Annotated in this window: 20 protein-coding genes; 14 read left to right on the forward strand and 6 right to left on the reverse strand. The window is 62.5% G+C overall.

Going from position 1 to position 24,562, the window contains the following annotated elements:
- Positions 1-134 precede the first annotated feature (134 nt).
- Entirely contained in the window at positions 135-665 is a 531-nt protein-coding gene (locus tag BMI85_RS04835; protein WP_078599736.1) for a universal stress protein, read from the reverse strand.
- Positions 666-858: 193 nt separating this feature from the next.
- On the opposite strand from BMI85_RS04835, the gene BMI85_RS04840 reads away from it, so the two are divergent.
- Both BMI85_RS04840 and BMI85_RS04845 read left to right on the forward strand, forming a co-directional pair.
- The gene (locus tag BMI85_RS04840; RefSeq protein ID WP_078545629.1) at positions 859-1,194 is read left to right on the forward strand and encodes a YegP family protein; all 336 of its coding nucleotides are present in this window, start codon (positions 859-861) and stop codon (positions 1,192-1,194) included.
- A gap of 57 nt (positions 1,195-1,251) precedes the next feature.
- The gene (locus BMI85_RS04845; RefSeq protein WP_078599738.1) at positions 1,252-1,716 is read left to right on the forward strand and encodes an MAPEG family protein; all 465 of its coding nucleotides are present in this window, start codon (positions 1,252-1,254) and stop codon (positions 1,714-1,716) included.
- A 180-nt stretch (positions 1,717-1,896) separates the two neighbouring features.
- Here the strand turns inward: BMI85_RS04845 and BMI85_RS04850 are convergent, their stop codons facing one another.
- The 3 genes from BMI85_RS04850 to BMI85_RS04860 form a co-directional block, all read right to left on the reverse strand.
- Complete coding sequence (locus tag BMI85_RS04850; protein WP_078599740.1) at positions 1,897-2,703, reverse strand: metallophosphoesterase; 807 nt, start codon at positions 2,701-2,703, stop codon at positions 1,897-1,899.
- Positions 2,704-2,741: 38 nt separating this feature from the next.
- On the reverse strand, positions 2,742-3,848 hold the full coding sequence (locus tag BMI85_RS04855; RefSeq protein WP_168174737.1) for an AAA family ATPase: 1,107 nt from the start codon (positions 3,846-3,848) through the stop codon (positions 2,742-2,744).
- 388 nt (positions 3,849-4,236) lie between these two features.
- Positions 4,237-6,213, reverse strand: coding sequence for an AsmA family protein (locus BMI85_RS04860; protein WP_078599744.1), 1,977 nt, complete (start codon positions 6,211-6,213; stop codon positions 4,237-4,239).
- 440 nt (positions 6,214-6,653) lie between these two features.
- On the opposite strand from BMI85_RS04860, the gene BMI85_RS04870 reads away from it, so the two are divergent.
- The 3 genes from BMI85_RS04870 (at position 6,654) to BMI85_RS04880 (ending at position 11,462) form a co-directional block, all read left to right on the forward strand.
- Positions 6,654-8,405 carry a sigma-54-dependent Fis family transcriptional regulator gene (locus BMI85_RS04870; protein ID WP_078599746.1) on the forward strand — a complete coding sequence of 584 codons (1,752 nt, stop codon included), beginning with the start codon at positions 6,654-6,656 and terminating at the stop codon, positions 8,403-8,405.
- 141 nt (positions 8,406-8,546) lie between these two features.
- Positions 8,547-10,346 (forward strand): NAD(P)/FAD-dependent oxidoreductase, encoded by a 1,800-nt coding sequence (locus tag BMI85_RS04875; RefSeq protein ID WP_078599748.1) that lies wholly within the window; start codon positions 8,547-8,549, stop codon positions 10,344-10,346.
- A 63-nt stretch (positions 10,347-10,409) separates the two neighbouring features.
- Positions 10,410-11,462 carry a 2,3-butanediol dehydrogenase gene (locus tag BMI85_RS04880; RefSeq protein WP_078599750.1) on the forward strand — a complete coding sequence of 351 codons (1,053 nt, stop codon included), beginning with the start codon at positions 10,410-10,412 and terminating at the stop codon, positions 11,460-11,462.
- Between the two features lie 248 nt (positions 11,463-11,710).
- Here BMI85_RS04880 and BMI85_RS04885 read toward each other — a convergent pair whose 3' ends face one another.
- Both BMI85_RS04885 and BMI85_RS04890 read right to left on the reverse strand, forming a co-directional pair.
- The gene (locus BMI85_RS04885; protein ID WP_078599752.1) at positions 11,711-12,967 is read right to left on the reverse strand and encodes a Glu/Leu/Phe/Val dehydrogenase; all 1,257 of its coding nucleotides are present in this window, start codon (positions 12,965-12,967) and stop codon (positions 11,711-11,713) included.
- Positions 12,968-13,248: 281 nt separating this feature from the next.
- Positions 13,249-14,154 (reverse strand): LysR family transcriptional regulator, encoded by a 906-nt coding sequence (locus BMI85_RS04890; RefSeq protein ID WP_078545613.1) that lies wholly within the window; start codon positions 14,152-14,154, stop codon positions 13,249-13,251.
- A gap of 225 nt (positions 14,155-14,379) precedes the next feature.
- On the opposite strand from BMI85_RS04890, the gene BMI85_RS04895 reads away from it, so the two are divergent.
- The 9 genes from BMI85_RS04895 (at position 14,380) to BMI85_RS04935 (ending at position 24,368) form a co-directional block, all read left to right on the forward strand.
- Entirely contained in the window at positions 14,380-15,168 is a 789-nt protein-coding gene (locus BMI85_RS04895) for a 5-oxoprolinase subunit PxpA (protein ID WP_078540021.1), read from the forward strand.
- 12 nt (positions 15,169-15,180) lie between these two features.
- Positions 15,181-15,414, forward strand: a complete 234-nt coding sequence (locus tag BMI85_RS04900) for an acetyl-CoA carboxylase (RefSeq protein ID WP_078540022.1) — start codon at positions 15,181-15,183, stop codon at positions 15,412-15,414.
- A gap of 4 nt (positions 15,415-15,418) precedes the next feature.
- Positions 15,419-16,792 (forward strand): acetyl-CoA carboxylase biotin carboxylase subunit, encoded by a 1,374-nt coding sequence (locus tag BMI85_RS04905; protein WP_078599754.1) that lies wholly within the window; start codon positions 15,419-15,421, stop codon positions 16,790-16,792.
- A 9-nt stretch (positions 16,793-16,801) separates the two neighbouring features.
- Positions 16,802-17,677: a carboxyltransferase domain-containing protein gene (locus BMI85_RS04910; protein ID WP_078599757.1), complete on the forward strand. Its 876-nt coding sequence runs from the start codon at positions 16,802-16,804 to the stop codon at positions 17,675-17,677.
- Complete coding sequence (locus BMI85_RS04915) at positions 17,667-18,635, forward strand: biotin-dependent carboxyltransferase family protein (RefSeq protein ID WP_078545609.1); 969 nt, start codon at positions 17,667-17,669, stop codon at positions 18,633-18,635. The genes BMI85_RS04910 and BMI85_RS04915 overlap by 11 nt, the downstream gene beginning before the upstream one ends.
- 82 nt (positions 18,636-18,717) lie before the next feature.
- A complete protein-coding gene (torT, locus tag BMI85_RS04920; protein ID WP_078545607.1) occupies positions 18,718-19,788 on the forward strand; it encodes a TMAO reductase system periplasmic protein TorT in 1,071 nt (356 codons plus the stop codon).
- A gap of 65 nt (positions 19,789-19,853) precedes the next feature.
- A complete protein-coding gene (locus BMI85_RS04925) occupies positions 19,854-21,380 on the forward strand; it encodes a sugar ABC transporter ATP-binding protein (protein ID WP_078599760.1) in 1,527 nt (508 codons plus the stop codon).
- A complete protein-coding gene (locus BMI85_RS04930) occupies positions 21,377-22,384 on the forward strand; it encodes an ABC transporter permease (protein WP_246832482.1) in 1,008 nt (335 codons plus the stop codon). The genes BMI85_RS04925 and BMI85_RS04930 overlap by 4 nt, the downstream gene beginning before the upstream one ends.
- Positions 22,385-22,952: 568 nt before the next feature.
- Positions 22,953-24,368 (forward strand): site-specific integrase, encoded by a 1,416-nt coding sequence (locus tag BMI85_RS04935; RefSeq protein WP_078599762.1) that lies wholly within the window; start codon positions 22,953-22,955, stop codon positions 24,366-24,368.
- Positions 24,369-24,562: the final 194 nt, after the last annotated feature.

Here is a 24,562-nt window from a genome sequence, read left to right on the forward strand (position 1 = left end):
CCATGGGCTGATTTTGATGTCGGCCCATGGGCATGGTCCAGAGCGCATAGTCAGAAGTTGACGATTGCGCGTGATCGTAGCTCTGCTCGGACGCCCATCGAGGCCGCCGCCTCCGCTCAGGCCATGTCTCGAGATCAGCGGACGCTCACGACGGTCACGGGAGACAGGTGCTGGACCTTTTGAGAAACGCTTCCAACAATCAGCGCCTTGAGGTCCGATAGCCCCCGGGCGCCCATCACGATCATGTCTGCGCCGGTGTCCTCGGCAGCTTCAACGATCCGGCGGGCGGCATCGCCATCCGCGGTCAGACTTTCCACGCCCTCCACGCCATGATCATGCAGCGTGCGTTCCGCGACATCGAGGATGCGCTTTGCCACGGCGCGCAGCAACTCGTCCTCGGTCCGGGCGTTCCTCGGTATGAGATCTGCGAGGGGGAAGCGGGCATGGGGCAGCGCCGAAACCGCTTCGAAGAGGGTCCGACCACCCTCCGCGGGTTCGTATTCCATTTCGGCCATGTGCCGCAGCCCCTCCGAGAGGTGATCGCGCAACAAAACATGGAGCAGCACGACCGGCACCCTGAAGCGCGCGGCGATATCCGCTCCGAGCTCCACCGCGCGATTTGACGCGTCCGAACCGTCGGTTGCGATGAGAATTTTCTTGACCATGTCATACCCCCTCGGTGCTCACGCTTCAGCATCACAGCGATGGCGCATCGCGACATTGATTGCGCTCAACGCCGAACGAATGGCCCTGCAATCTGGCCGTGTGGGCGATTGGGGGCATCCGAAAGGCATTGCCAACGAAGGACTGCTCGCTTCAAATTGATCGCGTAAGCAGTTTTCAAAAGGATACAGACAGGTGGCTGGAAAATTCGAACTCTATAAGGACAAGGCGGGCGAATACCGCTTTCGACTGAAAGCCGGGAACGGTGAGACCATCCTTGCCAGCGAGGGTTATAAGCAAAAGGCAAGCGCCGAACAGGGCATCGCATCCGTGCGCAAGAACGCGCCGCAGGACGAGCGCTATGAGCGCAAGGCCACGACGTCGGGCAAACCGATGTTCAACCTCAAGGCCACCAACGGGCAGGTTATCGGGACCAGCGAAGCCTATAGCAGCGAAGCCGCCCGCGAGAATGGCATCACATCGGTGAAAAACAATGCACCAGATGCCAAGCTCGACGATCTGACAGCTTGAAGAGGTGCTGTTCCGTCGGCGTGACGCACCCCGAATGAACGGCCCATGGAGAATGCGATGGCCCTATTGAGCTTGGAAAATCCGGTCTTTGCGACTTACGTGATTGCAGCCGCTCTGACGGTGCTCAAAGTGATGGGCCAGGGCTGGATGACAGTCTACCGGATGCAGAAAACCAACTCTGGGCTTGCGAGCCCGGAGGACGTTCAAAGTGGCCTTCTCAATAAGGCGCCCGACCCGGCCCAGCTTGAGATCAACGACTATGTTGATCGGTCTCGGCGCATGCATCGAAACGACCTGGAGAACATTCCAGCCTTCTGGGTCGCGGGTTTCCTGTTCGTCATGGTCGACCCCGCACTTTGGCTCGCGCAGGCTCTGATGTATGGGTTCGTTGCCACACGACTTGCGCATTTCTTGGCTTATGCCACGCGCCAAACCCACGAAGTCCGGGCGACCTTCTACACGATCGGTTCTTTGATCGTGATCTACATGGCCCTTCATGTTCTCTGGGTGGCGATTGCGTAGGCCCGAGCAAAAGAGAGGGGCCCGCGCCTTTCAGCACAGCTAGGCGCCGTGACGGTCGGCTCGCAGGTCTAGACGCATAGATCTCGCCAACACAATCATCAGCGTTATCACTGAAACCGAGGTTTCACCGGCAAAGGCACCAAATTACGCGCCCTATTCTTTCCTACGAAAGAGCTGAACTCACACTCGACGCCCCTTCGGATACATTCGGACCCGAGGCTTCTTACCTTCGGCAGCGCCACCCATGTTCTGCAACGGATATCCGATCGACACGTTCACGACCCGCGTCTTACCGACAAGGAGCTCAGTTCGGTGATGCGTATGCCCGAAGAACCATTCGCTCGGCTGATATTCGTGAATGAGATCCATCAGGTCACTCGCATAACACCAGCTGAGCTTCTGTCCTCCTGGGAGAACGTCAAAGGTCGGCGCGTGATGGGTGACAACCGCGGTTTCCCCATCAAAACCCTCGGCCAGCTTTGAGCGCAGCCAAGAGAGATGCTCGCGGTGTTTCGCGATCGTATCAGCCGGCCGAGCCTTTCTGTATCCGGCTGACGCCACCCGGATGTAGCGGTAATCGTTCATTTTCTCTCGGGCTTCAACATCCCTGCCCTCGAGAGTTCCGGGCCCCTCCTGGAAGTCCGTCCAGAGCGTGCAGCAAAGATATCGCTTGCTCCCTAGGATGATCTCTCGCTTCTGCGCGAAGTTTGCCCCAGCGTCGCGCGCGATCTGCTCGAGCCGGTCATCACCGTCAAGCGCGTGATGATAATAGTCGTGGTTTCCAGGCACGACATACACGCGCTCGAGATCGACCTGCTGCCCGATCCTCTCGAACGCCTGCTTCCATCTGACCTTCGGCTTGTTCGTGAGATCCCCGGCGACAATCATCAGCCCAACGTCGCTAAAATCGAGACGCTCAAGGGCATCTCGACCGGCTTCGGACCACATGTCCAAATGAAGATCCGCCACGATCAGAGCTTTCGTCATTCTTTCCGCTCCTCGCTTCCCGAGGAAATTGGCGGCAATCACATCAACTTATCGCGTCTGGTTGCGCGCAGAGATTTCGCAAGACGCCCGATCTGCCGCAGGCTCGGAGGACGCCCGGCATCGCACATCTCCTCGATGAAGGCGCCCACGCGTTCCAGCTCTCCCGGCTCGGCATCGTCTCCGGCCGCACGGTTGAAGAACGCCACGAGGTGCTCAGGCTTGCTCGCATCGACACGAAACACCTGACACCGGTCGAGAAGCGGCGCGGGAATCTGGTGCTCGTAATTAGCGGTCAGGATCCAGTTCACATGGCTAAGGTCGAAGCGCGTGCGCAAGAACGGGCAGACGAAGTGCTCTGCGCTCGACCGCTCAAGGACCTGTAGCAGCGATGTTGTCAGAGACGTTGCCGACCTGTCTGCAGAGTGCATGGCGCCGCCCGCCTTGCAGACCTCGTCTACAACGATCACCGGGTTCGCAACCGCGGTTTCCGAGATCAACTCGACCGGGACTCCTGACCTGGCAGAGGACCAGCCATGTTCAACGCCTGCGATCCGGAACCCGGCACCCCCGGCCCCCACGTCGATGATCGCGCGCGGCGTGCGCGCAAATTCAGCAACAAGCCGCGCGAAATGGGTCTTCCCGCATCCTGGCGATCCGACGAGGATCATCGGGTCGAAGCGCAACCCGACGCCTCCAGCCGCAATATGCGCGAGCCCCTGGTTCATGATCGAGGTCGACACCTCTGCAAGCCAAGGCGCCTGCGCATGCAACACCGCCGCGAGATCATAAACGGACTCCGCGGCTTCCGGCCCCGCAAGTCTAGCGCCATGCGTATAAAGGTGATGCATACGTTTGACGGACGTGTCGCTGATATTCTTGTCGACCTCGAAAGTGTTCCTGAATTTCTGATCGACAAGTCGCTCTACAGCGCGAAAAATCCGATGATTTTCACGCTTATTTCGCTCACGCCACTCTTTCGACGGACCGTCGAAAATGTCACCGCAATCATCTCGAGACTCGTCGCTCGGGAACATGCGACCCCACCGCTTTACGAAAGCGGTATTTGTTTTGCTCATGACCGTCGACCGGGCCAGGCTTGCTGAAAGGGGCTTTTTATGGAGAACTTGAACGCGCTTCTGCGTCATGGCGACCACCATCGCTTGAAAATGACCTGATTGAAATCTCGACACCGATAGGCACCCGGTTACGGGCGCAGCTCACGATATCGAGCAGGTAATCTCCGACGTGGTGGTTTTCGTGTTCATGGTGAGACGGTAGTCCGGGATAGGGGAATGCGTCAAGCGCGCCACATCCGGACAGGTCAAACCTGTCGGGAATGGGGCTCGGATAGCGGACGTTAAGGGGGGCGTGGAGGCATTTTGCGCATTTCTCAAAGCAAATCGCTCCAGCCCCCTGCCGAAACTGCGAGCGATCGACGGTCTGGATGAGACGATCCCATCCAGCAGACATGCGGGGTGAACCTCTCGAGACCCCTTGTCATGAACGAAGCACTGCCACGAACATAGAAGCCCCCTACTTGAAGAGCTTCAGCAGACCTTTCGCGGCCTCCTCCTTGAGCTTCTGCTTTGCGGCATCCTCGGTGCTCTGGCCCTCCTGCGGCGTGATCCCGAGCTTCTTGGCGATCTCGGCCTCCGCTTTCGCCTTCAGGTCTTGCTTCGCGGCATCGACCTTGTCGCCCGAGAGCGCCTTCATATCGAGGCCGAATTTCGGCTTCGCCCAGGGCCCCGTGATCGAGAGCGGCACCTTCACCCCACCCGTGCCATCGGCCTTGCTGAGCGCGGTCGGCGTGACGGTGTAATCGAGGCTCTGCGCCCCGATGTCGACCCGCCCCTTGCCCGCAGCACTCAGAAGCGGTGCTTTCAGCGCAAGGTCGTCATTCGACAGCACCCCTTTGGCGATGGTGAAGCTCGCGGTGATCTGATCGAAAATCGTCTTCGCCCCCTCCCCCACGTAGTTCAGATCGAGCGTGCGCAGCATCCCCACAAGATCGAGCCCCTCCAGCGCCCCCTTGCCGAAGGCGACATTGCCCGAGCCCGAAAGCGAGCGCGCCAGCGCGGCCTCGCTGTTGCCCGAGGCCAGGAGTTTCACCGCAAGATCCGCCTTCGCATCCAGCCGCGTGTAATCGGCCAGATCGCTCAGAAGCGGCTGCATCGAGACGCCCTTGGCCACCAGATCGGCGGAGGCCGAGAAGCCGTTGCGCGCATTGGCCACCACTTGCCCGGTGACGCTGCCGCCATAGGCCGAGACCTGACGCAGATCTGCCACCGCGCGGCCGTTGTCGATCGTGATCTGCGCTTTGGTCGGGCCCAGCTTGGCAGTGCCGAAATCGATGGAACTCGCATCGAGGGCGATCTTTCCATCCAGCGCTCTCAGGCCCGAGGCGTCGATCGGCGTGGTTGACCAGCCACTGGCGCCAGAGCCAGAGCCGGAGGAGGACCCGCCTGCGCCAGCCTTGCCCGACGCCCCGGTCAGCGCCGAGAGATCAAGCGCGCCCGCGTCGATCTGGGCATCGATCCGCGGCTTGCCTTTCGCGAAGGACAGATCGCCCGCCACGCTCAGCGCATTGCCGTCGAGCGTGAGTTTGCCACCGCGCAGTTGCATCGCGCCATCCGCGCCCAGTGTCACATCGCCCTTCGCGGTAATCGTGTCACTCCCCAGCCCCTTCGGCAGATCTCGCGCGGTCTGTCCGAAGATCGCAGCCAGCGCGGTTGGATCCTTGACGCTTGCGGTGAGCGCCCCTTTTGCCGCCAAGGGTGCCGTCCCAAACGTGCCTTTGAAGCCGATCGACGACGCGTCGAGGGTCAGCGCAAGATCGGTGGGGGCCGGATCGCCCGCAAGGAAGGACGCGAAACTTTCGAGCGTGCCATTGACCTTCAGCGCCTTGCCCTCGACCTGCCCTGTCAGGTCAAGGCGCGCTGGACCGTCGAAGGACGGAAGCGCGAGGCTCGCATCGAGGTGGCTGAGCGCAAGGCGCTGGCCACTCGCATGATCGATCCACCTCACCGATCCGTCGCTGATCTCCCCTTTGTCGAGGCTGAAAGCCGTTATCCCGCCGCCCTCGCCCGGGCTCGGGCGCGCGGCCTGAGTGCTGGTGGCCGCGGCCGGTGGCGTAAACCCCCAGTTCCCGGTCCCGTCCTTGCGCCGCTCGAGAAGGATGTTCGGCGAGAGCACGTCGACCTTGGAGACGCGAACCTCACCGCCGATCAGCGCGCCCGGATCAACACCGATCTGGAGCCCCTTGGCCGAGAGCATCGGCCCGTCCTTGGACCAATCCGCATTCGCGATCTCGACCGGCCCCGTGCGCACGCCAAGCTGCGGCCAGATCGTTGCATGGACCGCCCCGCTCAGCGTCATCTTGCGCCCGGTTGCGGCCTCGAACCGTGCCTCCGCGATCTGGGCGATCTTCTTCGACGGGATCAGCAGGAGCGCCCCCCCGAGGCTCAGGGCGATCAGAACGACGAGAGCGAGAGCGCGAAAGAGCCAGCGCATAGGGCCTCCGGGTGGTTGGGTCTTCGCGTTCAAGCTACGCGCCGGTCTGAAGGCCTTTCAAGTCGGAACAGCTGCGCCGCGGACAACGTGATCGAGTTGCCTCCTGCCCCGCCCCCTCCTTGTCGCGCCGGATCATATCGCGGATGTGTTCGCCGACGTTCTCACAGGAGCCGCCACCACCGACATCGGTCGAGCCAAAATCACCGAGAGGGCCACCGAGCCGGACGGTCCGCGTTGTCGGTCGGGATATCGCACCGCAGCTCTCACTTCTCGTGCATTCAAATTTTCAAAGGCAATCGCAAAACGATTGCAGCCTGGCGCGACCTTGTTGGAGCTAGAGGTAAAAAGCTCCGCATCGGCGATGCCATCCTCTACGACCAATTTCTATTCCGGTCTGAAGCGCAGTCTGTGCTATCGTCCCTCCAGGGAGGCGACGCGCCATGAGAGATGCAGGGCATGTCGAGGAGATCGGACGGGTGCTGGACGGCAGCCAGACCGGGCGAGACAGTTTCGTTTCGGCCTCGTGGCGGCGTTGTGTCGAGCTTTACGGCATGGATCCGACGCGCTCCGACCCTGCCTATATCGTGACCGAGGCAGAGCTGCGCGATCACCGCAAGCAGGCGGAATGGATGATCGCCGCGGCGCGCTCCGGGTTGCAATCGCTTTTCCGGCAGGTTGCCGGGCAGAATTACGTTTTGCTGCTGACCGATGCCAAAGGGGTCTGCGTCGATTTCTTCGGCGATGATCTCTTCACCGAAGACCTGCGCAGCGCGGGGCTCTATCTAGGCTCGAACTGGTCCGAGGATCTCGCCGGAACCTGTGGCGTCGGGGCTTGCATCGTGACGCAAGAGCCGGTGACAGTGCATCAGGACGACCATTTCGGAAACGCGCATACTGTCTTGTCCTGCACCGCCGCGCCGATCTTCGACAGTCTCGGGCAATTGGCAGCGGTGCTCGACATTTCGCTTTTGCGCTCGCCCACGCCCAAGAGCAGCCAGAACCTCGCGATGAATCTCGTGACCTCAGCGGCACGACGGGTCGAGATGGCCAACCTCATGGCCGAGAGCCCGCGCGACTGGGTGTTGCGCCTGTCCTCCAGCCCTGAGTTTCTCGATGTCGATCCCGAGGCCGCTGTGCGGCTCGATGGCTCCGGTCGCGTGCTGGGCTACACCCGCGCCGCGCGGCGGTTGTTTCCCGAAGGCGCCCCGATCCTCGGGCGCGGGATCGATGAGGTGCTCAGCATCAGCGTCGACGACCTGCCCGACCTGATGCGTGACCGCCCAACCGAGGAGCGGGTGATCGAGATGCGCGATGGCGGGGCGTTGTTTGGCCATGCGATCGCACCCAAAGCGCCACGTCACCCTCATCAGGGACTGCGTCGTGGCGGGCCGCTCGCGGGGTTGACCGGGGGCGATCCGGAGATGAACCGTTTGATCGGACAGGCTGAGCGGCTGGCCCCGGGCAATGTGCCCTTGCTGATCTGTGGCGAGACCGGCACCGGAAAGACGAAACTCGCCCGAGCGATCCACATGACCAGCAAGTCGCAAGGGTTCATCAGCCTCGAATGCGCGGGGCTCGCCCCGCAGACGCTGATGCAAAACTGCGCCGAGGCGATCGGGCCGACGACACTCCTGCTGCGCCGGATCGAAGAGATCGCTCCGGAGACGGCGATCGCGCTCGGCGGGCTCCTCGACCGGCGCCCCGAGTTGCGCACGCTGGCGACGAGTTGCTTTGAGCCCAGCCAGATCGCGCTGCCGCGCCCGCTGTTCCATCGGCTCGCGGGGTGCGTGCTCAGCGTCCCGCCCCTGCGGATGCGGCGTGATCTCGATTGGCTGATGTCGCGTCATCTGCGCCGCCACGCGGGCGACGCGGTCCGGCTGTCGCCCTCGGCACGGGCCGAATTGCTGGGACGTAGCTGGCCCGGCAATATTCGCGAGCTCGAACAGGTTCTCGACGTCGCGGCGGCGCTCTGTGTCGGCTCGGTGATCGATCTGCTCGATCTGCCCAGCCCCGTCGAAGTAACCCCGCAAATCGAGAAGGCTCTGCCCGCACCGAGCGACCCTTGGGACATGCTCGAGGAGATTCTGGACGCCTGCGAGTGGAACATGGCGCGCGCCGCCCGGCGGCTCGGGGTCAACCGCTCGACTATCCTGCGCCGGATTCGCAAGGCCGGGTTGCGTCCGCCCGAGTGATATGTTGCGCCCTTGTTGCGCACGCAACATGCCGCGCCGCAGCAGTCGCTTTTCCTCCCTTTGCACGCGTCGCGACCATGGATCGCTCAGCGATCACGCGCCGATACTCCTCCTAGAGACACGCGCAGAGGAGGAGACGCGATGCTTGATACCACCATTAACACACAGACCCAGGACATGCTGGACAGCCTGAACGCCGCGCTGGAGAGCGGCGATATCGACCGCGCGGCCGCGCTGTTTGCGACCGACAGCTACTGGCGCGACCTCGTTGCGGTCAGCTGGAACCTGAAAACCGTGGAAGGGCCGGACGGCGTCGCCGACATGCTGAGAAACCAGCTCGAGCACACCCGCCCCGGCAAGTTCGAGATCCAGTCGGGCGAGATCCCTGCCGAGGAGGGCGGCGTGATCACCGCCTGGGTCACTTTCGAGACGAAGTCGGGCCGCGGCTGGGGCCTGATGCGGATCCGAGATGGCCGCATCTGGACGCTGCTGACCGCGCTTCAGGAGCTCAAGGGTTTCGAGGAAAACCGCGGCACGCGCCGTCCGATGGGCGCTGAACATGGCGCGCGCAAGAACCGGACCTCGTGGAAGGAGCACCGCGAGGCGGAAGAGGCGGATCTGGGCTATGGCACGCAGCCCTATGTGCTGATCGTCGGCGGCGGCCAAGGGGGCATCGCGCTGGGAGCGCGGCTGCGCCAGCTTGGTGTGCCTGCGATCGTTCTGGATAAGCATGACCGGCCCGGCGACCAGTGGCGGAGCCGTTACAAGTCGCTCTGCCTGCATGACCCGATCTGGTATGACCATCTACCCTACATCAAGTTCCCCGACAATTGGCCGGTCTTCACGCCCAAGGACAAGGTTGGCGACTGGCTCGAGATGTATACCAAGGTGATGGAGATCAATTACTGGACGCGGTCCGAAGTGACCGGCGCCAGCTACGACGACGCCACCGGAAAATGGACGGTCGAGGTCAATCGCGACGGCGAGACGGTGACGCTGGAGCCGACGCAGCTTGTGCTCGCGACCGGAATGTCTGGCAAGCCGAATATGCCGCGTTTCCCGGGCATGGAAGACTTCAAGGGCACGATCCAGCATTCGTCGCAGCATGAGGGACCCGATCCGTGGACTGGCAAGAAAGTGGTCGTGATCGGCTCGAACAACTCCGCTCACGACATTTGCGCGGCTCTCTGGGAAGGCGATGCGGATGTCACCATGGTGCAGCGATCCTCCACCCATATCGTGCGCTCGGACTCGCTGATGGAGATCGGGCTCGGCGCGCTCTACTCGGAAGAGGCGCTCGCGAACGGGGTCACAACCGAGAAGGCGGACATGATCTTCGCCTCCCTGCCCTACAAGATCATGCACGAGTTCCAGATCCCGCTCTACGACCAGATGCGCGAGCGCGATGCGGAGTTCTATGCAGGGCTGGAAAAGGCCGGCTTCGATCTGGACTGGGGCGATGACGGCTCTGGGCTGTTCATGAAATACCTGCGCCGCGGCTCGGGCTATTACATCGACGTGGGCGCGAGCCAACTGATCATTGATGGCGAGGTGAAGCTGGCCAAGGGTCAGGTCGACCATTTCGAGGAAGACGCTGTGGTGCTCGCCGACGGCACGCGCTTGCCCGCCGATCTGGTGGTCTTCGCAACCGGCTACGGCTCGATGAACGGTTGGGCCGCCGATCTGATCAGCCAGGAGGTCGCCGACAGGGTTGGCAAGGTCTGGGGGCTTGGCTCGGACACCACAAAAGACCCCGGCCCGTGGGAAGGCGAGCAGCGCAATATGTGGAAGCCGACCCAGCAGGAGCATCTGTGGTTCATGGGCGGCAACCTGCACCAATCGCGGCATTACTCGCTCTATCTCGCGCTGCAACTGAAAGCGCGGTTGGAGGGGCTGGAGACCCCGGTCTACGGGCTCCAGGAAGTCCATCACCTCTCCTGACCCCATCCCTCTCCCGGCCCCTCACGGGCCGGGAGAACTTCCCCCGTTGAACGGAGACATTCCATGAAAGCTGCACGTTGGCACGGCGTGAAAGACATTCGCGTCGAGGAAATAGACACCCCTACCCCCGGCCCCGGCGAGGTCGCGATCAAGGTCGCATGGACCGGGATCTGCGGTTCCGATCTGCACGAATATCTGGCGGGACCGATCTTCGTCCCGGTCGAGCAGGATCATCCGCTCAGCCACGACAAGGCGCCGATCACCATGGGCCACGAATATTGTGGGACCGTGGCGGAGTTGGGAGAAGGCGTCACGGGACTGGGCATCGGCGATCGTGTCGCGATCGAGCCGATCTTCGCCTGCGGCACCTGCCCCGCCTGCCTTGAGGGCAAATACAATCTCTGTGACAGCCTCGGTTTCGTCGGGCTCTCCGGGGGACATGGCGGTTTCGCGGCGACCTCGGTCGTGCCTGCCCGGATGGTTCACAAGATGCCCGACGCGCTGTCGATGGAACAGGGTGCGTTAGTCGAGCCCGCCGCTGTCGCGCTGCATGCGGTGCGCATGTCGAAGATCAAGGCCGGGGACACGGCTGCTGTCTTCGGCGCGGGGCCGATCGGGCTCTTGGTCGTCGAGGCGCTGCGCGTCGCGGGCGCGGCCCAGATCCATGTCGTAGAACCCTCAGCTGAACGCCGCGAGAAAGCGCTCGAACTCGGCGCCACCAGCGCCATAGACCCGATGGCGGAAGACCCCGTCGCGAAAATTCGTGCGGCCACCGGCGGTGTTCACGTTGCTTTCGAGGTGACAGGCGTGCCGCGCGTTCTGCCGCAATGCATCGACAGCACCCGCCACGAAGGTCAGACGCTGATCGTGTCGATCTGGGAGGGAGACGCCGCCTTCCAACCCAATACGGCCGTTCTGAAAGAGCGCCAACTGCAGGGCACCATCGCATACCGCAATGTCTATCCGGCGGTGATGGAGCTGATGGTGCAGGGCTATTTCAGCGCCGACAAGCTGGTTACCAAGCGGATCAAGATCGATCAGATCGTGGAGCAAGGCTTCGAGGCCCTTGTCGCGGAAAAATCCCAGGTGAAGATCCTGGTGGAAGCGCCAGACTGAAGAAGCCAGAACCTCTTCGCGCTGCGCGCGCTGCATCCCAAAAGCACGCGCAGCGCCCCAGAGCGGGAGATTGCTCTATTCGTCCGCGGAACCTTGGGGGTCGATAAATGGCGCTTCACGCTGTGAATGCATATTCTCGAGCACCGCTTCTTTGAAAGCTTATCCTTGCGAGGATACGGGCCAACGAGGATTGTCGCTGACCCCGAGATTGTGCTTTTCCATGTGCCAATTGAGGTCGGGATCGGCCGCTATGATCCCTCAAAATAAGCGGGCGTGCCCCGGGCTTCCACGGATTCAGCGATCCGCCGCAGGCCGTGGATATAGGCGGCATCGCGCATCGACAGCTCCATTTCGTTGTGCAAGGTCCAGATCGATTGCGTCTCGGTTTCCATCGTCGTCTTCAGATGATCCCGGACACGCGAGCTGTCCCAATAAAAACCCGATCTGTTCTGGACCCATTCCAGATGAGACACTGTCACGCCGCCGGAATTGGCGAGGATATCGGGCACGATGATATGCCCTGCTTCCGTCAGCTTCTTGTCGGCCTCGGGCGAGACCGGCCCGTTCGCCATTTCCAGAATGATGCGGGCGTTGATCTTGTCGCAATTTTCGAGCGTGATCTGCCGTTCCAATGCGGCAGGCACCAACACGTCGCAATCGAGCTCCAACAACTCGGCGTTTGAAATCTCTTTCGTTTTGCCTTGTCCCTTCGCGCCTTTGACACCGCCGGTTTCATGCTTGTGTTGCATGACGGCGAGCGGATCCAATCCGCTTGGGTCGTAGATGCCGCCGGCGGAATCCGAAATGGCGACAATTTTATACCCGTCCGCATGCAGAAGCTTCGCGCAGTGGAAGCCGACATTCCCGAACCCCTGGATCGCCACCGTGGCGGTGTTCGGGTCGAGGGCGAGCGCGGTTTCCAGATAGCGCAGAGCATAGTATCCGCCGCGCGCCGTCGCATCGACCCGCCCGTTCGTGCCCCCGAAAGCAAGAGGTTTTCCGGTGATCGCGCTCGGGGAGGCCTGCCCTGATATCCAGCTATATTGGTCCGCCATCCACGCGATGACGATCCCGTTCGTATACATGTCCGGCGCCAGAATATCGCGATCGGGGCCGATGAACGGCGCGAAGGCTTCGACATAGGCCCGGCTCAAGCGCTCCAATTCGTTCACCGAGAGCGTCTTCGTGTCCACGCAGACCCCACCCTTCCCGCCGCCGAATGGCAGATTGGCCACGGCGCATTTGAATGTCATCCAGAAGGAAAGCGTCTCGATCTCGTCGAGCGAGACGTTCGGATGGAAACGAACGCCGCCCTTGGTCGGACCTCGCCGGTCGTTATAGCGGCACCGCCAAGACTGGAACGCGCGTCGGCTCCCGTCATCCATCCGGATCAAGAGCGTGGCGGCCAGAGTTTCACGGGGCCCTTTGAGCTCTTCGAAAACGTCGGGATGAATGTTGAGCCGCTCGCAGGCTGCCCGCAGTGTCTCGCGAGACTTCGCCAGCATTCCCGTGGTTGGAGGCGTATTTTCCTCGACGTCTTTTTTCTTAGTCGGCATGGGCTCGAAACTCCGTGGCGAGGTTTTCTAGGACGGTTTCTTCAGGACTATTTCCGACAGTCAGCCGACAGGGCGGGCGGCGTCATTGATTTGTCTCAAAATATGCGAGCCGGCGTCCAAGGCTTCGACTTCGCTCCAAGTCGCGGCTTGGAGGCGCGGCCTGACTGCAGACTGACGCCCCAGACTTGCAGCCGGCATCGTTGACGATGGGAAATTTCGTTCGCCTTGGCTCAGCTGTTCAACGTCAGCGAGCTGTCGAAGGTCAGCCGGAAGTAGTCGTAGAGCGCGACCGCGCCCGGAGACAGCTCGGCCCCTCGGCGCCAGGCCAGACCGACATCCATTGTCGGAACGGGCGGATCGGTTTCGACCGTCACGATCCGTTTGCCCTCGAGAGACCAGGGCCGATAGACCATGTCGGAGAGCACGGTCACCCCCTGCCCGTTCGCCACGATCGAGCGCACCGCCTCGATCGACGAGGTGCGCAGCTTCACGCGCGGCTGGGTCGAACCGAAGTTCCAGTATTTCATCGTCGTGTTCGCCGCCTCGTCGACGGTGAGCATGATATAGTCCTCGTCGGCGATCTCCTTGAAATCGACGCTGCGCAGGTTCGCCAGCCGATGGCCCTGCGGCAGCCAGAGCCTGCGGGGCGAGCGCATCAGCGTCTCGCTCTCCAGTTCCGGGTTCATCACGTTCGAGGTCAGCACGATCGCGATGTCGAACCGGTTCGACAGCAGCCCTTCCTCCACCGCCTCGCGGTTCAATTCGTGGAGCTGGATATCGAGATTGGGGTGCAGCCGCGCCAGCCGCCCCAGATGGTAGGGCAGGAAATACCCGATCACCGTGTAGGTGGTCGCGACGAGAACCCGCCCGGTCACGCCGCTGCTGCGCTCGCGGATATTCACCGCCTCGTCGAGCTTGGTGAGGATATCGTAGGACAGGCCCAGCAGCTCGCGCCCCGACTGGGTCAGCTCCATCCCGTGCGAGGTCCGGGTGAAAAGCTCGGTATCCATCTCGGCCTCAAGCTCGCGGATCGCGGTCGTCACCGAGGACTGGGAAATCGAGAGTTCGTTCGCCGCCCGGCTGACCTGACCGGTCTCGGCGGTAGCCACGAAATACTTGAGCTGACGGAAGTTCATGCCGCCTCCTTTCGGATTTTCCGATAATGCTGACCACGGGATTCAGATATCATAGGTTCGCAATCTGCACAGATCGAAGTCATATCCATATTTTTCAGCGATTTGCACCGGACAGTGTCTAATCACATTATCGATTATCACGATAATGCCCTCACTGATATTAGAATTTTACATGTCGTTCACATTGTCGAAAGCTGATCTTGCAACAGAGATCTGGGAAGAGACATGCCGAAACTCATCGACCTGAACTGTGACCTCGGAGAAGGCTTCGGCCATTGGGCCATGGCTGGCGCGCCGGATGATCAGCTGATGCCGCTGATCTCCTCGGCCAATGTCGCGAACGGTTTTCACGCCGGCGACCCGATGCAGATGAACCGGGTCGCGAAGCTCTGCCATCAGCATTCCGTCGGTCTCGGCGCGCATCCCGGCTATCGCGATCTCGTAGGCTTCGGGCGCCGCCATATCAACGCGAGCTCCGAGGAGCTGGTGAACGACATCATCTACCAGGTGGGGGCGATGCGCGAATTCGGCCGCCGCTACGGGGTGCCGCTGCAGCACGTCAAACCGCACGGCGCGCTCTATATGGAAGCAGCGCGCAACGAGGACCTCTCGCGCCATCTGGTCGAGACGCTGCAACGCTACGCGCCGGGGCTGATCCTGTTCTGCATGGACATCTCGAAGACCTACGAGGTCGCCAAGCGCCTCGGTCAGCCGGTCGTGCGCGAGTTCTATGCCGACCGTGACTATGACGACAGCGGCTCGATCGTCTTCGCCCGCCACGTCTCCGCGCCCGACCCCAAGAAGCTCGCGGCGAAATGCGTGCGTGCGTGCCTCGAGAACACCGTCGAGACGGTCACCGGAAAGACGATTACGGTGGAGTTCGAGTCGATCTGCTTCCACTCGGACACGCCCGGCGCGCTGGAAATCGGCCACGCGATCAAGACTGCACTGCAAGAAAATGGCGTCACCATTGCCCCCGCGGCGATGGTTCTCGCTGAAAATGAAAAGACCTGACAGGAGAGAGCCATGACGGATATCGTTTCCCCGCTTCCCGGAACTTTCTACCACAAGCCCGACCCGAATTCGGCCCCGTTCAAATCCGCGGGAGACGCGGTTGCGGTCGGCGACACGATCGGGCTGATCGAGGTGATGAAGACCTTCATCGAGGTGAAGGCCGAGGCTGCGGGCACCTTCTCGGACTATGTCGCGGCGGATGCGACGCCGGTTTCGGCGGGCGATGTGCTCGCGAAGATGGGCTGATCCAATGGCGATCGAAACTCTCTTCATTGCAAACCGGGGCGAGATCGCCGTGCGGATCATCCGCGCTGCGCAATCGCTCGGCATCAAGACGGTGCAGGCCTATTCCGAGGCCGATGCCGAGATGCTGGCGGTCAAGCTCGCCGACGAGGCGGTCTGTGTCGGGCCTGCCCCGGCTGCGAAATCCTACCTGAACATCTCTGCCGTCGTGGCGGCCGCGAAAGACGCGGGCGCCGATGCGGTCCATCCGGGCTACGGATTTCTCGCCGAGAACGCCGATTTCGCCCGCGCCGTGGAAGACGCCGGGATGATCTTCGTCGGCCCCAAGGCTGAGACGATCGAGCGGATGGGCGACAAGGTCGCCGCCCGGATCGCCGCGAAAGAGGCTGGCGTGCCGACGGTGCCCGGCTCTGACGGGCGCATCACGGCAGACGAGGCGCTGAGCGTGGCCGAAGAGATCGGCTACCCGGTGATGATCAAGGCCGCCGCCGGTGGCGGTGGGCGCGGCATCCGGATCGCGCAGGACGCGGCCGAGCTGGCCCGTCTCGCCCCGCAGGCCCGCGCCGAGGCCGAAGCGGCTTTCGGCGACGGTGGTCTCTATCTGGAAAAGGTGATCATCAATCCGCGCCATATCGAGGTGCAGATCCTCGGTGACGGCACGGGGGCCGCGGTCCATTGCTACGAGCGCGAATGCTCGCTGCAGCGCCGCCGCCAGAAGGTCTGGGAAGAAGCCCCGGCCTTCGGCCTGCCCGAAGCCACCCGCGAGGCGATGTGCAACGCGGCGGTCGCTCTGGCCGAGGCCGTGAACTATCGCGGCGCGGGCACGATCGAATATCTCTACGATGCGGCCGCCGATGAGTTCTACTTCATCGAGATGAACACCCGTATTCAAGTCGAACATCCCGTGACCGAGATGATCACCGGGCTCGATCTGGTCGCCATGATGCTGCGCATCGCGGGCGGCGAGACGCTGCCTGTCACGCAAGATCAGATCACCTGCACGGGCCATGCGATCGAGGTGCGCCTCAATGCCGAGGACCCGCTGATGCAGTTCATGCCCTTCCCCGGCAAGGTGGCCTCGCTGTCGATCCCCGAAGGCGAAGGTATGCGCTTCGATCACTTCCTCTATGAGGGCTATCAGATCCCGCCCTTCTACGACTCGCTTCTGGGCAAGATGATCGTTCATGCGCCGACCCGCGAGGCCGCGATCGATCTGATGGCCGAGACGCTGAAAGACCTGGAAATCGGCGGTCTCAAGACCACCACGCCCCTGCATCTGGCGCTCGCCGCCGATCCGGGCGTGCGCGCCGGCGACTTCCATACGCAATGGCTCGAGCCGTGGCTCGATGCCGGCAACCTCACCGCAACCGACGCAGCATAGGAGATCCCCATGAAGACAAGGTATTCCTTTGGCGGCGACGAGCACGTCTATGTCGAGGTCGACGAGGAGATGTCGCTCGAAGCCTTCTTCGTAGCACTGTCGCTGCGCAACGCCGTGGCCGAGGCGAACATTCCCGGCGTAACCGAGATCTGCCCCGCCAATGCCAGCTTTGAAGTGCGCTTCAACCCCGACGTGATCTCGCCCGACGAGATGATGGCGCGGATCAAGGAGCTCGAGCACAAGGCCGAGGCCGGCGAGAAGCGCCTCGACACGAGGATCGTCGAGGTCCCGGTCTATTTCCAGGACCCCTGGACCCACGAGACTCTGATGCGGTTCCGCGAACGCCATCAGGATCCGGAGGCGACCGATCTCGAATATGCCGCACGGATCAACGGCTATGAAAGCGTGGAGGCCTTCATCGAAGCCTATCACTCGCAGCCGTGGTTCGTCTCGATGGTGGGTTTCGTGGCGGGCTTGCCGTTCCTTTACCAACTCGTCGAGCGCGAAAAGCAGATCGAGGTGCCGAAATACCTGCGCCCCCGGACCGACACGCCCAAGCACACGGTCGGCATCGGCGGCTGCTTCGGCTGCATCTACTCGGTGCGCGGCGCGGGCGGCTACCAGATGTTCGGCATCACCCCGATGACGATCTTCGATCCGACCCAGACCGTCTCCTATCTGCAAGACTTCATGGTCTTCTTCAAACCCGGCGACATCGTGAAGTGGAAACCGATCGACCGCGCCGAGTTCGACCGGATCGAGGCCGCCGTGAAAGACGGCACCTATACCCCCCGCATTGCCGAAGTGACCTTCGATCTCGAAGCGTTCAACGCCGATATGGCGGGCACCAATGCGAAACTGATGGAGGCCCTCAATGGCGTTTAAGGTTGTCAAACCCGGCCTGTCGACGACGATCCAGGATCTTGGTCGTCCGGGCTATTTCCATCTCGGCATTCCCGAAGGCGGCGCGATGGATCGCTTCGCGATGCGGGTCGCCAACATGCTGGTCGGCAATGACGAGGCTGAGGCCGGTCTGGAAGCCGTCTTCATGGGCCCGGAACTGAGTTTCGAGGATGACACGCTCGTGGCCGTCACCGGTGGCGAGATGCCGATCATGGTCGATGGCGAGCCGCGCGAGAGCTGGTCCTCCTTCGTCGTGAAGGCCGGTCAGACGCTGAGCTTCGGCTTCCTGAAATCCGGCGCGCGCATCTACATCGCTTTCGGCGGCGGGATCGACACGCCGAGCGCGCTCGGCTCGCGCTCGACCTATCCGATCGGCGCGCTTGGCGGGGTCGAAGGCCGCGCCATCGCGGCGGACGACGTGATCCCGGTCGGCAAGTCCAAGGACATGACCGAGCGCACGCTCGACAAGGCGCTGCTCGCCCCGGTCGAGACGCCGGTCAGCCTGCGGGTTCTCCCGGGCCTCTACTGGCACCGGCTGACCCCGGCCTCGCAGGCGCAGTTCTTCGCCGACGAGTGGACCGTCGCCCCCGAGGCGGACCGGATGGGCTATCGCTTCCGCGGTGGTGCGCCGATGGAATTCGTCGAGCGCGAACAGCCCTTCGGCGCGGGCTCCGACCCGTCCAACATCGTCGATGGCTGCTATTCCTACGGCTCGATCCAGGTGCCGGGCGGACAGGAGCCCATCGTGCTACATCGCGACGCGGTCTCGGGCGGGGGGTATTTCACCCTCGGCGCGGTGATCTCGGCCGATATGGACCTGATCGGGCAGCTGCAACCCAACACCAAGGTGCGCTTCGTCGAGGTGACCATGGAACAGGCACTGGCCGCGCGCACCGCACGCCGCGAACGGCTCGACAAGATCCGCGCCGCGCTCGGGTAAATCCCGGGCGCCCCGCGCCGACGTTATTCCACAAGCGGGGACAACCCGCGATCAAACCAAGCAACAGAGAGGTCTCTGAACAATGAAACATGTCCTGACATCCGTCGCGCTTCTGGGCGCTACGTGTGCCGCGCTCCCGGCCATGGCCGAGGATGCGTGGTTCCCCTACCCCGCCGAAGAGGTTGTCCCGGCCTTCTCCGCCGATGGCACCGCCCAGCCCATCGAATATGAGGCGCTGGCCAAGGCCGACAAGGATTACAAGATCTGCGTCTCCTTCCCGCATATGAAAGATGCCTATTGGCTGGGCGTCGATTACGGCGTGACCGAAGAGGCCAAGCGTGAAGGCGTCAGCCTGAACGTGGTCGAGGCCGGTGGCTACACCAACCTCGCCAAGCAGATCAGCCAGATCGAGGACTGTGCCGCCGGTGGCGCGCAGGCGGTCATCATCGGGGCGATCTCCTATGACGGTCTGAACTCGGTCGTGAAGGAACTGGCCGACAAGGACATCCCGGTCATCGACCTCGTCAACGGCATGTCCTCGCCCGACCTCGCGGCCAAGTCGCTCGTCTCCTTCGAGACGATGGGCAAAGAAATCGGCTCCTACCTCGCGCAGAAGCACCCCGAGGGCAGCGACGAAGTGACCGTCGGCTGGTTCCCGGGCCCGGCAGGCGCCGGTTGGGTCGAAGCCGCGAACAAGGGCTTCATGGAAGCCGTGAAAGGCTCGGCCGTGAAAGTGCTCGAGCCGCGCTACGGCGATACCGGCAAGGAAGCCCAGCTCAAGCTCGTCGAAGACGTGCTGCAGGCGAACCCGGAAGTGAGCTACATCGCGGGCACCGCAGTGACCGCGGAAGTGGCACAGGGCCTGCTGCGCGAGCGCGGCCTGACCGACAAGGTCGGCAACCTCGCCTTCTACCTGACGCCCGGCGTCTATAGCGGCATCCAGCGCGGCTTCATCGAGGCGGCCCCGGCAGACTCGATGGTGATCCAGGGCCGGATCGCGGTCGATCAGGCGGTGCGGATCCTCGAAGGCAAGGACTACGTGAAGCATGTCGGTCCGAAGATCTTCGTCATCACCAAGGACAATATCGAAGACACGCCGCGTTCCGCGGTGCTGCCCCCGGACGGCTTCCAGCCGGTCTTCTCGGTGAACTGACGAAGCGCGGCGCCGGCCCTCCCCCTTCCGCCGGCGCCGCCAATTCCTGCCCTGGGAGACAGCAAATGACGAGCAAACCGCTTCTACAGGCGCATGGGCTGAGCAAGGCCTATCCGGGCGTCCTCGCCCTCGATGCCGTCGATTTCGACCTCTATGCGGGTGAACTGCATGTGCTGTTCGGTGAGAACGGCGCGGGGAAATCGACGATGATCTCGCTGCTGGCGGGCGCGAATACCCCGACCTCCGGCACGATCGAGATGCGCGGCGAGCCGGTCCAGTTCGCCTCGGTGGCCGATGCGCAGGCCAAAGGCATCCATACCGTTTTTCAAGAATTCTCGCTGATCCCGACGATGAGCGTGGCGCAGAACATGTTTCTGGGCCACGAGCCGGGTGTCGGCCCCTTCCTGTCGCCGCGCGCGATGCGCCAACGGGCAAAGCAGATCCTGACCGATCTGAACTTCGACATCGACCCGGACCTGACCGTGGCGCGCCTGTCGCGGGCGCAACAGCAGATGGTCGAGATCGCGAAGGCGATGCAGGGCGATCTGTCGGTCCTGATCCTCGACGAGCCCACCGCCTCGCTGACCGATCGCGAGGTCGATCAGCTCTTCGAGGTGATCGGGCGGCTCAAATCCGAGGGTGTGGGGATCATCTATATCTCGCACCGCGTGCATGAATTCGAGCGCATCGGAGAGCGCGTGACCGTGCTGCGCGACGGCGCGCATATCGGCACCGCGCCGATGGCCGAGATGACCGAACAGTCGCTCGTGGACATGATGGCCGGGCGCGAAATCCGCGACATCTACCCGACCATCGCCCACAGGCCGGGCGAGGTTGTCCTCGAGGTGAAAAACCTCGTCGCGCCCGGAATAGATCACGCCTCCTTCGAGGTGCGCCGGGGCGAGGTGCTGGGCGTCGCGGGCCTCGTGGGCTCGGGCAAATCGCGGCTGTTCCGCTCGGTGATGGGGCTCAACGCGACCCATGCCGGGCAGGTCCGCTTCAAGGGCCGGGACGTCACCGGCGCACAGACCCGCAAGCTGGTGAAGGCGGGCGCGTGGTATCTCTCGCCCGACCGCAAGCACGAGGGCCTGATCCTCGCCGAGACGCCGCGCGGCAATTTGGTGATGGACCTGATGGCCGAGGGCGGCCCGCTGCTGCGCTCGCGTCAGCTGAGCACCCGCGCGGCGGAAATCTTCGGCCATGTCGAACTGCATGAGAGCTACCGCAGCCGCGTCGTCGGCAAGCTCTCGGGCGGCAATCAGCAGAAGGTGCTGTTCGGCAAGGCCTTCGGGCATGAGGCCGATCTCAACATCTTCGACGAGCCGACCGTGGGCGTCGACATGGGCACCCGCGCGGCGCTCTACCGGCTGATCGCGGAACTGGCCGAGGCCGGAAAGGCCGTCGTGGTGATCTCGTCGGATCTGCCCGAGGTGATGAACCTCGCCCACCGCGCCATCGTGCTCGCCAATGGCAAGATCACCGCCGAGCTGCCGCGCGAGGATCTGCGCGAGGACATCGTCCTGCGCTATTTCTTCGACCAACCCGGCGCCTCCCAACAGACACAAAAAGACACAGAAGGAAGCCCCGCATGATGCAGGCCAATTCCAAGCCTTCGCTGGCGGCGCTGCCGCTGCGTATCTTCATCAAGCTCGGCGTGCTGCCGTTCTTCCTCATCGCGGCCGCCGTGATCTTCACCCTCGCTGCGCCCAACTTCCTGTCGCCGCAGAACCTGATCAACGTGGCGCGGCAATCGGTCTATCTGGTGCTCGTGTCGCTGGGCCAGATGCTGGTGCTGATCTCGGGGGGCTTCGACCTCTCGGTGGGCACGGTGATCGCGCTCAGCTCCGTCGTCTCGGCGCTGGCGATGACATGGGCTGCGCAGATTTTCCCCGATGCGATCTGGCTCGTGATCCTGATCGGCGCCTTCGCAGGCTTCGCGGTCGCGCTGATCGTGGGCGCGGTGAACGGGATCGGCGTCGCGCTGTTCGACGTCTCGCCCTTCATCATGACGCTGGGTGTCTCGTCTGTCGGCACCGGGCTTGCGCTGTTCCTGACCGGGGGCGTGCCGGTCTCGGGCCTGCCCTTCGCCTTTGGCGATACGTTCGGCTTCGGCCGGGTGTTCGGAGTTCCCGTGCCCGTGGTGATCGCCGTGATCGCCATCATCGTGATGTGGGTGCTGATGGCGCGCACCCGCGTCGGCGCCCGCATCTATGCCGTCGGCGGCAATATCAAGGCGGCCCATCTGTCGGCGATCAACACCCGCGGCACGTTGATCCTCGTCTATGGGCTTTGCGCCGTGATCGCGGCCCTGACCGGCCTGCTGCTGACCGCGCGCGTCGAGAGCGGCGATGCGAACCTTGGCGGCACGATCGCAATGGAGAGCATCGCAGCCTGCGTCATCGCCGGGGTCTCGCTGCGCGGCGGGATCGGCCGGGTGGAGAATGTCGTGCTCGGCGCGTTCTTCATCATCCTGATGCAAAACGGGATGAACCTCGCGCAGGTCAGCTCCTACATGCAGATGGTGCTCATCGGTCTGTTGCTCATCTGCGCCGTGATCTTCGACCAGCTGCGCTACCGGATGATCGTGAAGGGCTAAGAGACCAACCTGGCCGGGTGCGCGCGTCTCGCGCCACCCGGCTTTTGTCTTTTCGTTCGGTCGAAGCGATATGGAACGAAGCCGACATTCGTTGCGCAACCCCGAACCGCTTCATCAGTTCGCGCATCGTCGGCAAGCGGTCCCCCGGCCTTCCCGCCTCGCGATAGGCGCGCAGCCATGTAGCCAATTCGTCTTCGCCCGAGGACTTCTTCATTCCGCGATCACCAGATCCTGCGTCAACGGGCGTTCTCCTGAACCACTTTCGTCCGAGAGCCGTGTATGAGGGCTGGGCGCCGGTTCCGTCAACGCGACGCGGGAAGCGGGTGGTTGGTGGGATTTACCTAGCAAGCCGCACTCGTCGCACGCGACAGATACCGGCTAGGCTTAACGGCTCATTTACTCTCAAATTGTTAGCCTGCCCACTCGTGCAGTTGATAGGAGAATGCAATGAAAGACCCGACCCAACCTGACACGGCGGAAGCCGTGTTACTCGACTATGTCGAGCGATATGGCTTAACGGACAGGGCACGAAGATACTTCCTCAACCTTGGCCAAGAGGAAGCAACCCATGGATCACGCGCCGAAGCTCGACACCCACAAGACGATCAAAGCTCTTCCTGAAAGAGCGCATCCTTATTGGAACATTCTCGAGTATTGCCGTCACATTGGGCTCGAGAAGAAACCAGCTAAGCCCCTTCATTGGGTCGCTCGGATCCGCAAGAAGGATGGCCGCTATAAGCAGCAGCGGCTCGGACCCGCAGATTCGGAAAACTCTCAGGGCCTTTCCTACGAAGCGGCGATCTCGCTCGCGCGCGCTTGGTTCGCCGAGCAGGAATTGCGGGGCATCGCCTCTGCGAGCTATCCGGTGGGAACCACACAGCATCTGCGATATTCGAAGAGTGACACTGGCTTTACTGTGGGCGACGCCCTGATCGACTATGTGGAATGGAAGCGCATTGCTGCCACGAAGACGACCTTTGAGACGCTTGTCGCACTGATCAACTTCCATATTCTACCGCGCCTCGGATCAGTTCTGCTCGATGACCTCACCGGAAAGACCATCACCAATTTCTGTCGTGCCGTCCTTGAGACGCCACCCAAGCGCGGGAAACAGGCGCTCAAGGCAAGGGTAAAGATTGAGAGCCTCGACCCCGATGCGTTGCGCCGCAGGAAAGCAACACTGAATACACTGCTGGGGATAGTGCGAATAGCGGCTCGGATGGCCTGGGAGAACGGGCATACTGACTCGGAACGGTCTTGGCGCTGCATCCACCGCGTCCCGAATTTGGAAGTGCCTCGCCAGATCTTCCTTACCCGCGCGCAGTGTCGTGAGCTGATCGCCGCATGCCGCCCAGATCTTGCGGACTTGGTGCGTGCAGCGCTTTATACGGGCTGTCGCGTGTCCGAGCTTTCAGCGCTTCGCGTGTGCGATGTCGGAAAAGACATCTTTGGCATTTACGTCTCCTCTCCCAAAGGCTGGCGACCACGCTATGTGTATCTCCCCGAGGAAGGGATGCGATTTTTCTTGGCCAAATGCGCCGGGAAAGCAGACGATGACATCGTCTTTCGCACTGGCGCAGGCCAGATCTGGAAAACCCGTCACAGACATCTCTTCAAAGCAGCTGTCGAGAAGGCCGGGCTGCCGCATGAATTCGTGTTCCACGGATTGCGGCACACTTATGCCAGTCAGCTTGTGCAGGCTGGCGCGCCGCTTGCCATCGTCGCGCGTCAACTCGGCCACGCGAACACAGACACGGTGAGCCGGACCTACGGCCATCTGTCTTGCGAGAGCATCGAACGTGAGCTCGCTCTACGATTTGCCGCGTTGGAAGATCAGCCTCGGGAATATGACGTGCGAATGCGCTCGTTACGGAAATCGCTGCAAGCTCCGCCTCCGTCGATCCCCGTCGCGTCTTGGCCACGGAGCAACTTCGCACTGTGTCGAGGCGACGAACTTCAGTTCGTCAGCCGCAGAGGAGCCTGAGGCATTCGGGCCATAGTGCGGAGAACGCTTGCGAACACACTGAGCCGCCATTTTCTGGACAACGTGACGCATGTCTTCAAGCCTGCCTTAGATCACAGCTCGGACCGAATTTAGAATGGGGAACGACACCCGAAACCCGCCGCGACCAGTTATTATACTTACTCGGAAGTTCCGTTCGCGAGAGTGAGCGGACC

Source organism: Thioclava sp. DLFJ4-1, assembly GCF_002020145.1.
GTDB classification, from domain to species: Bacteria; Pseudomonadota; Alphaproteobacteria; order Rhodobacterales; family Rhodobacteraceae; genus Thioclava; species Thioclava sediminum.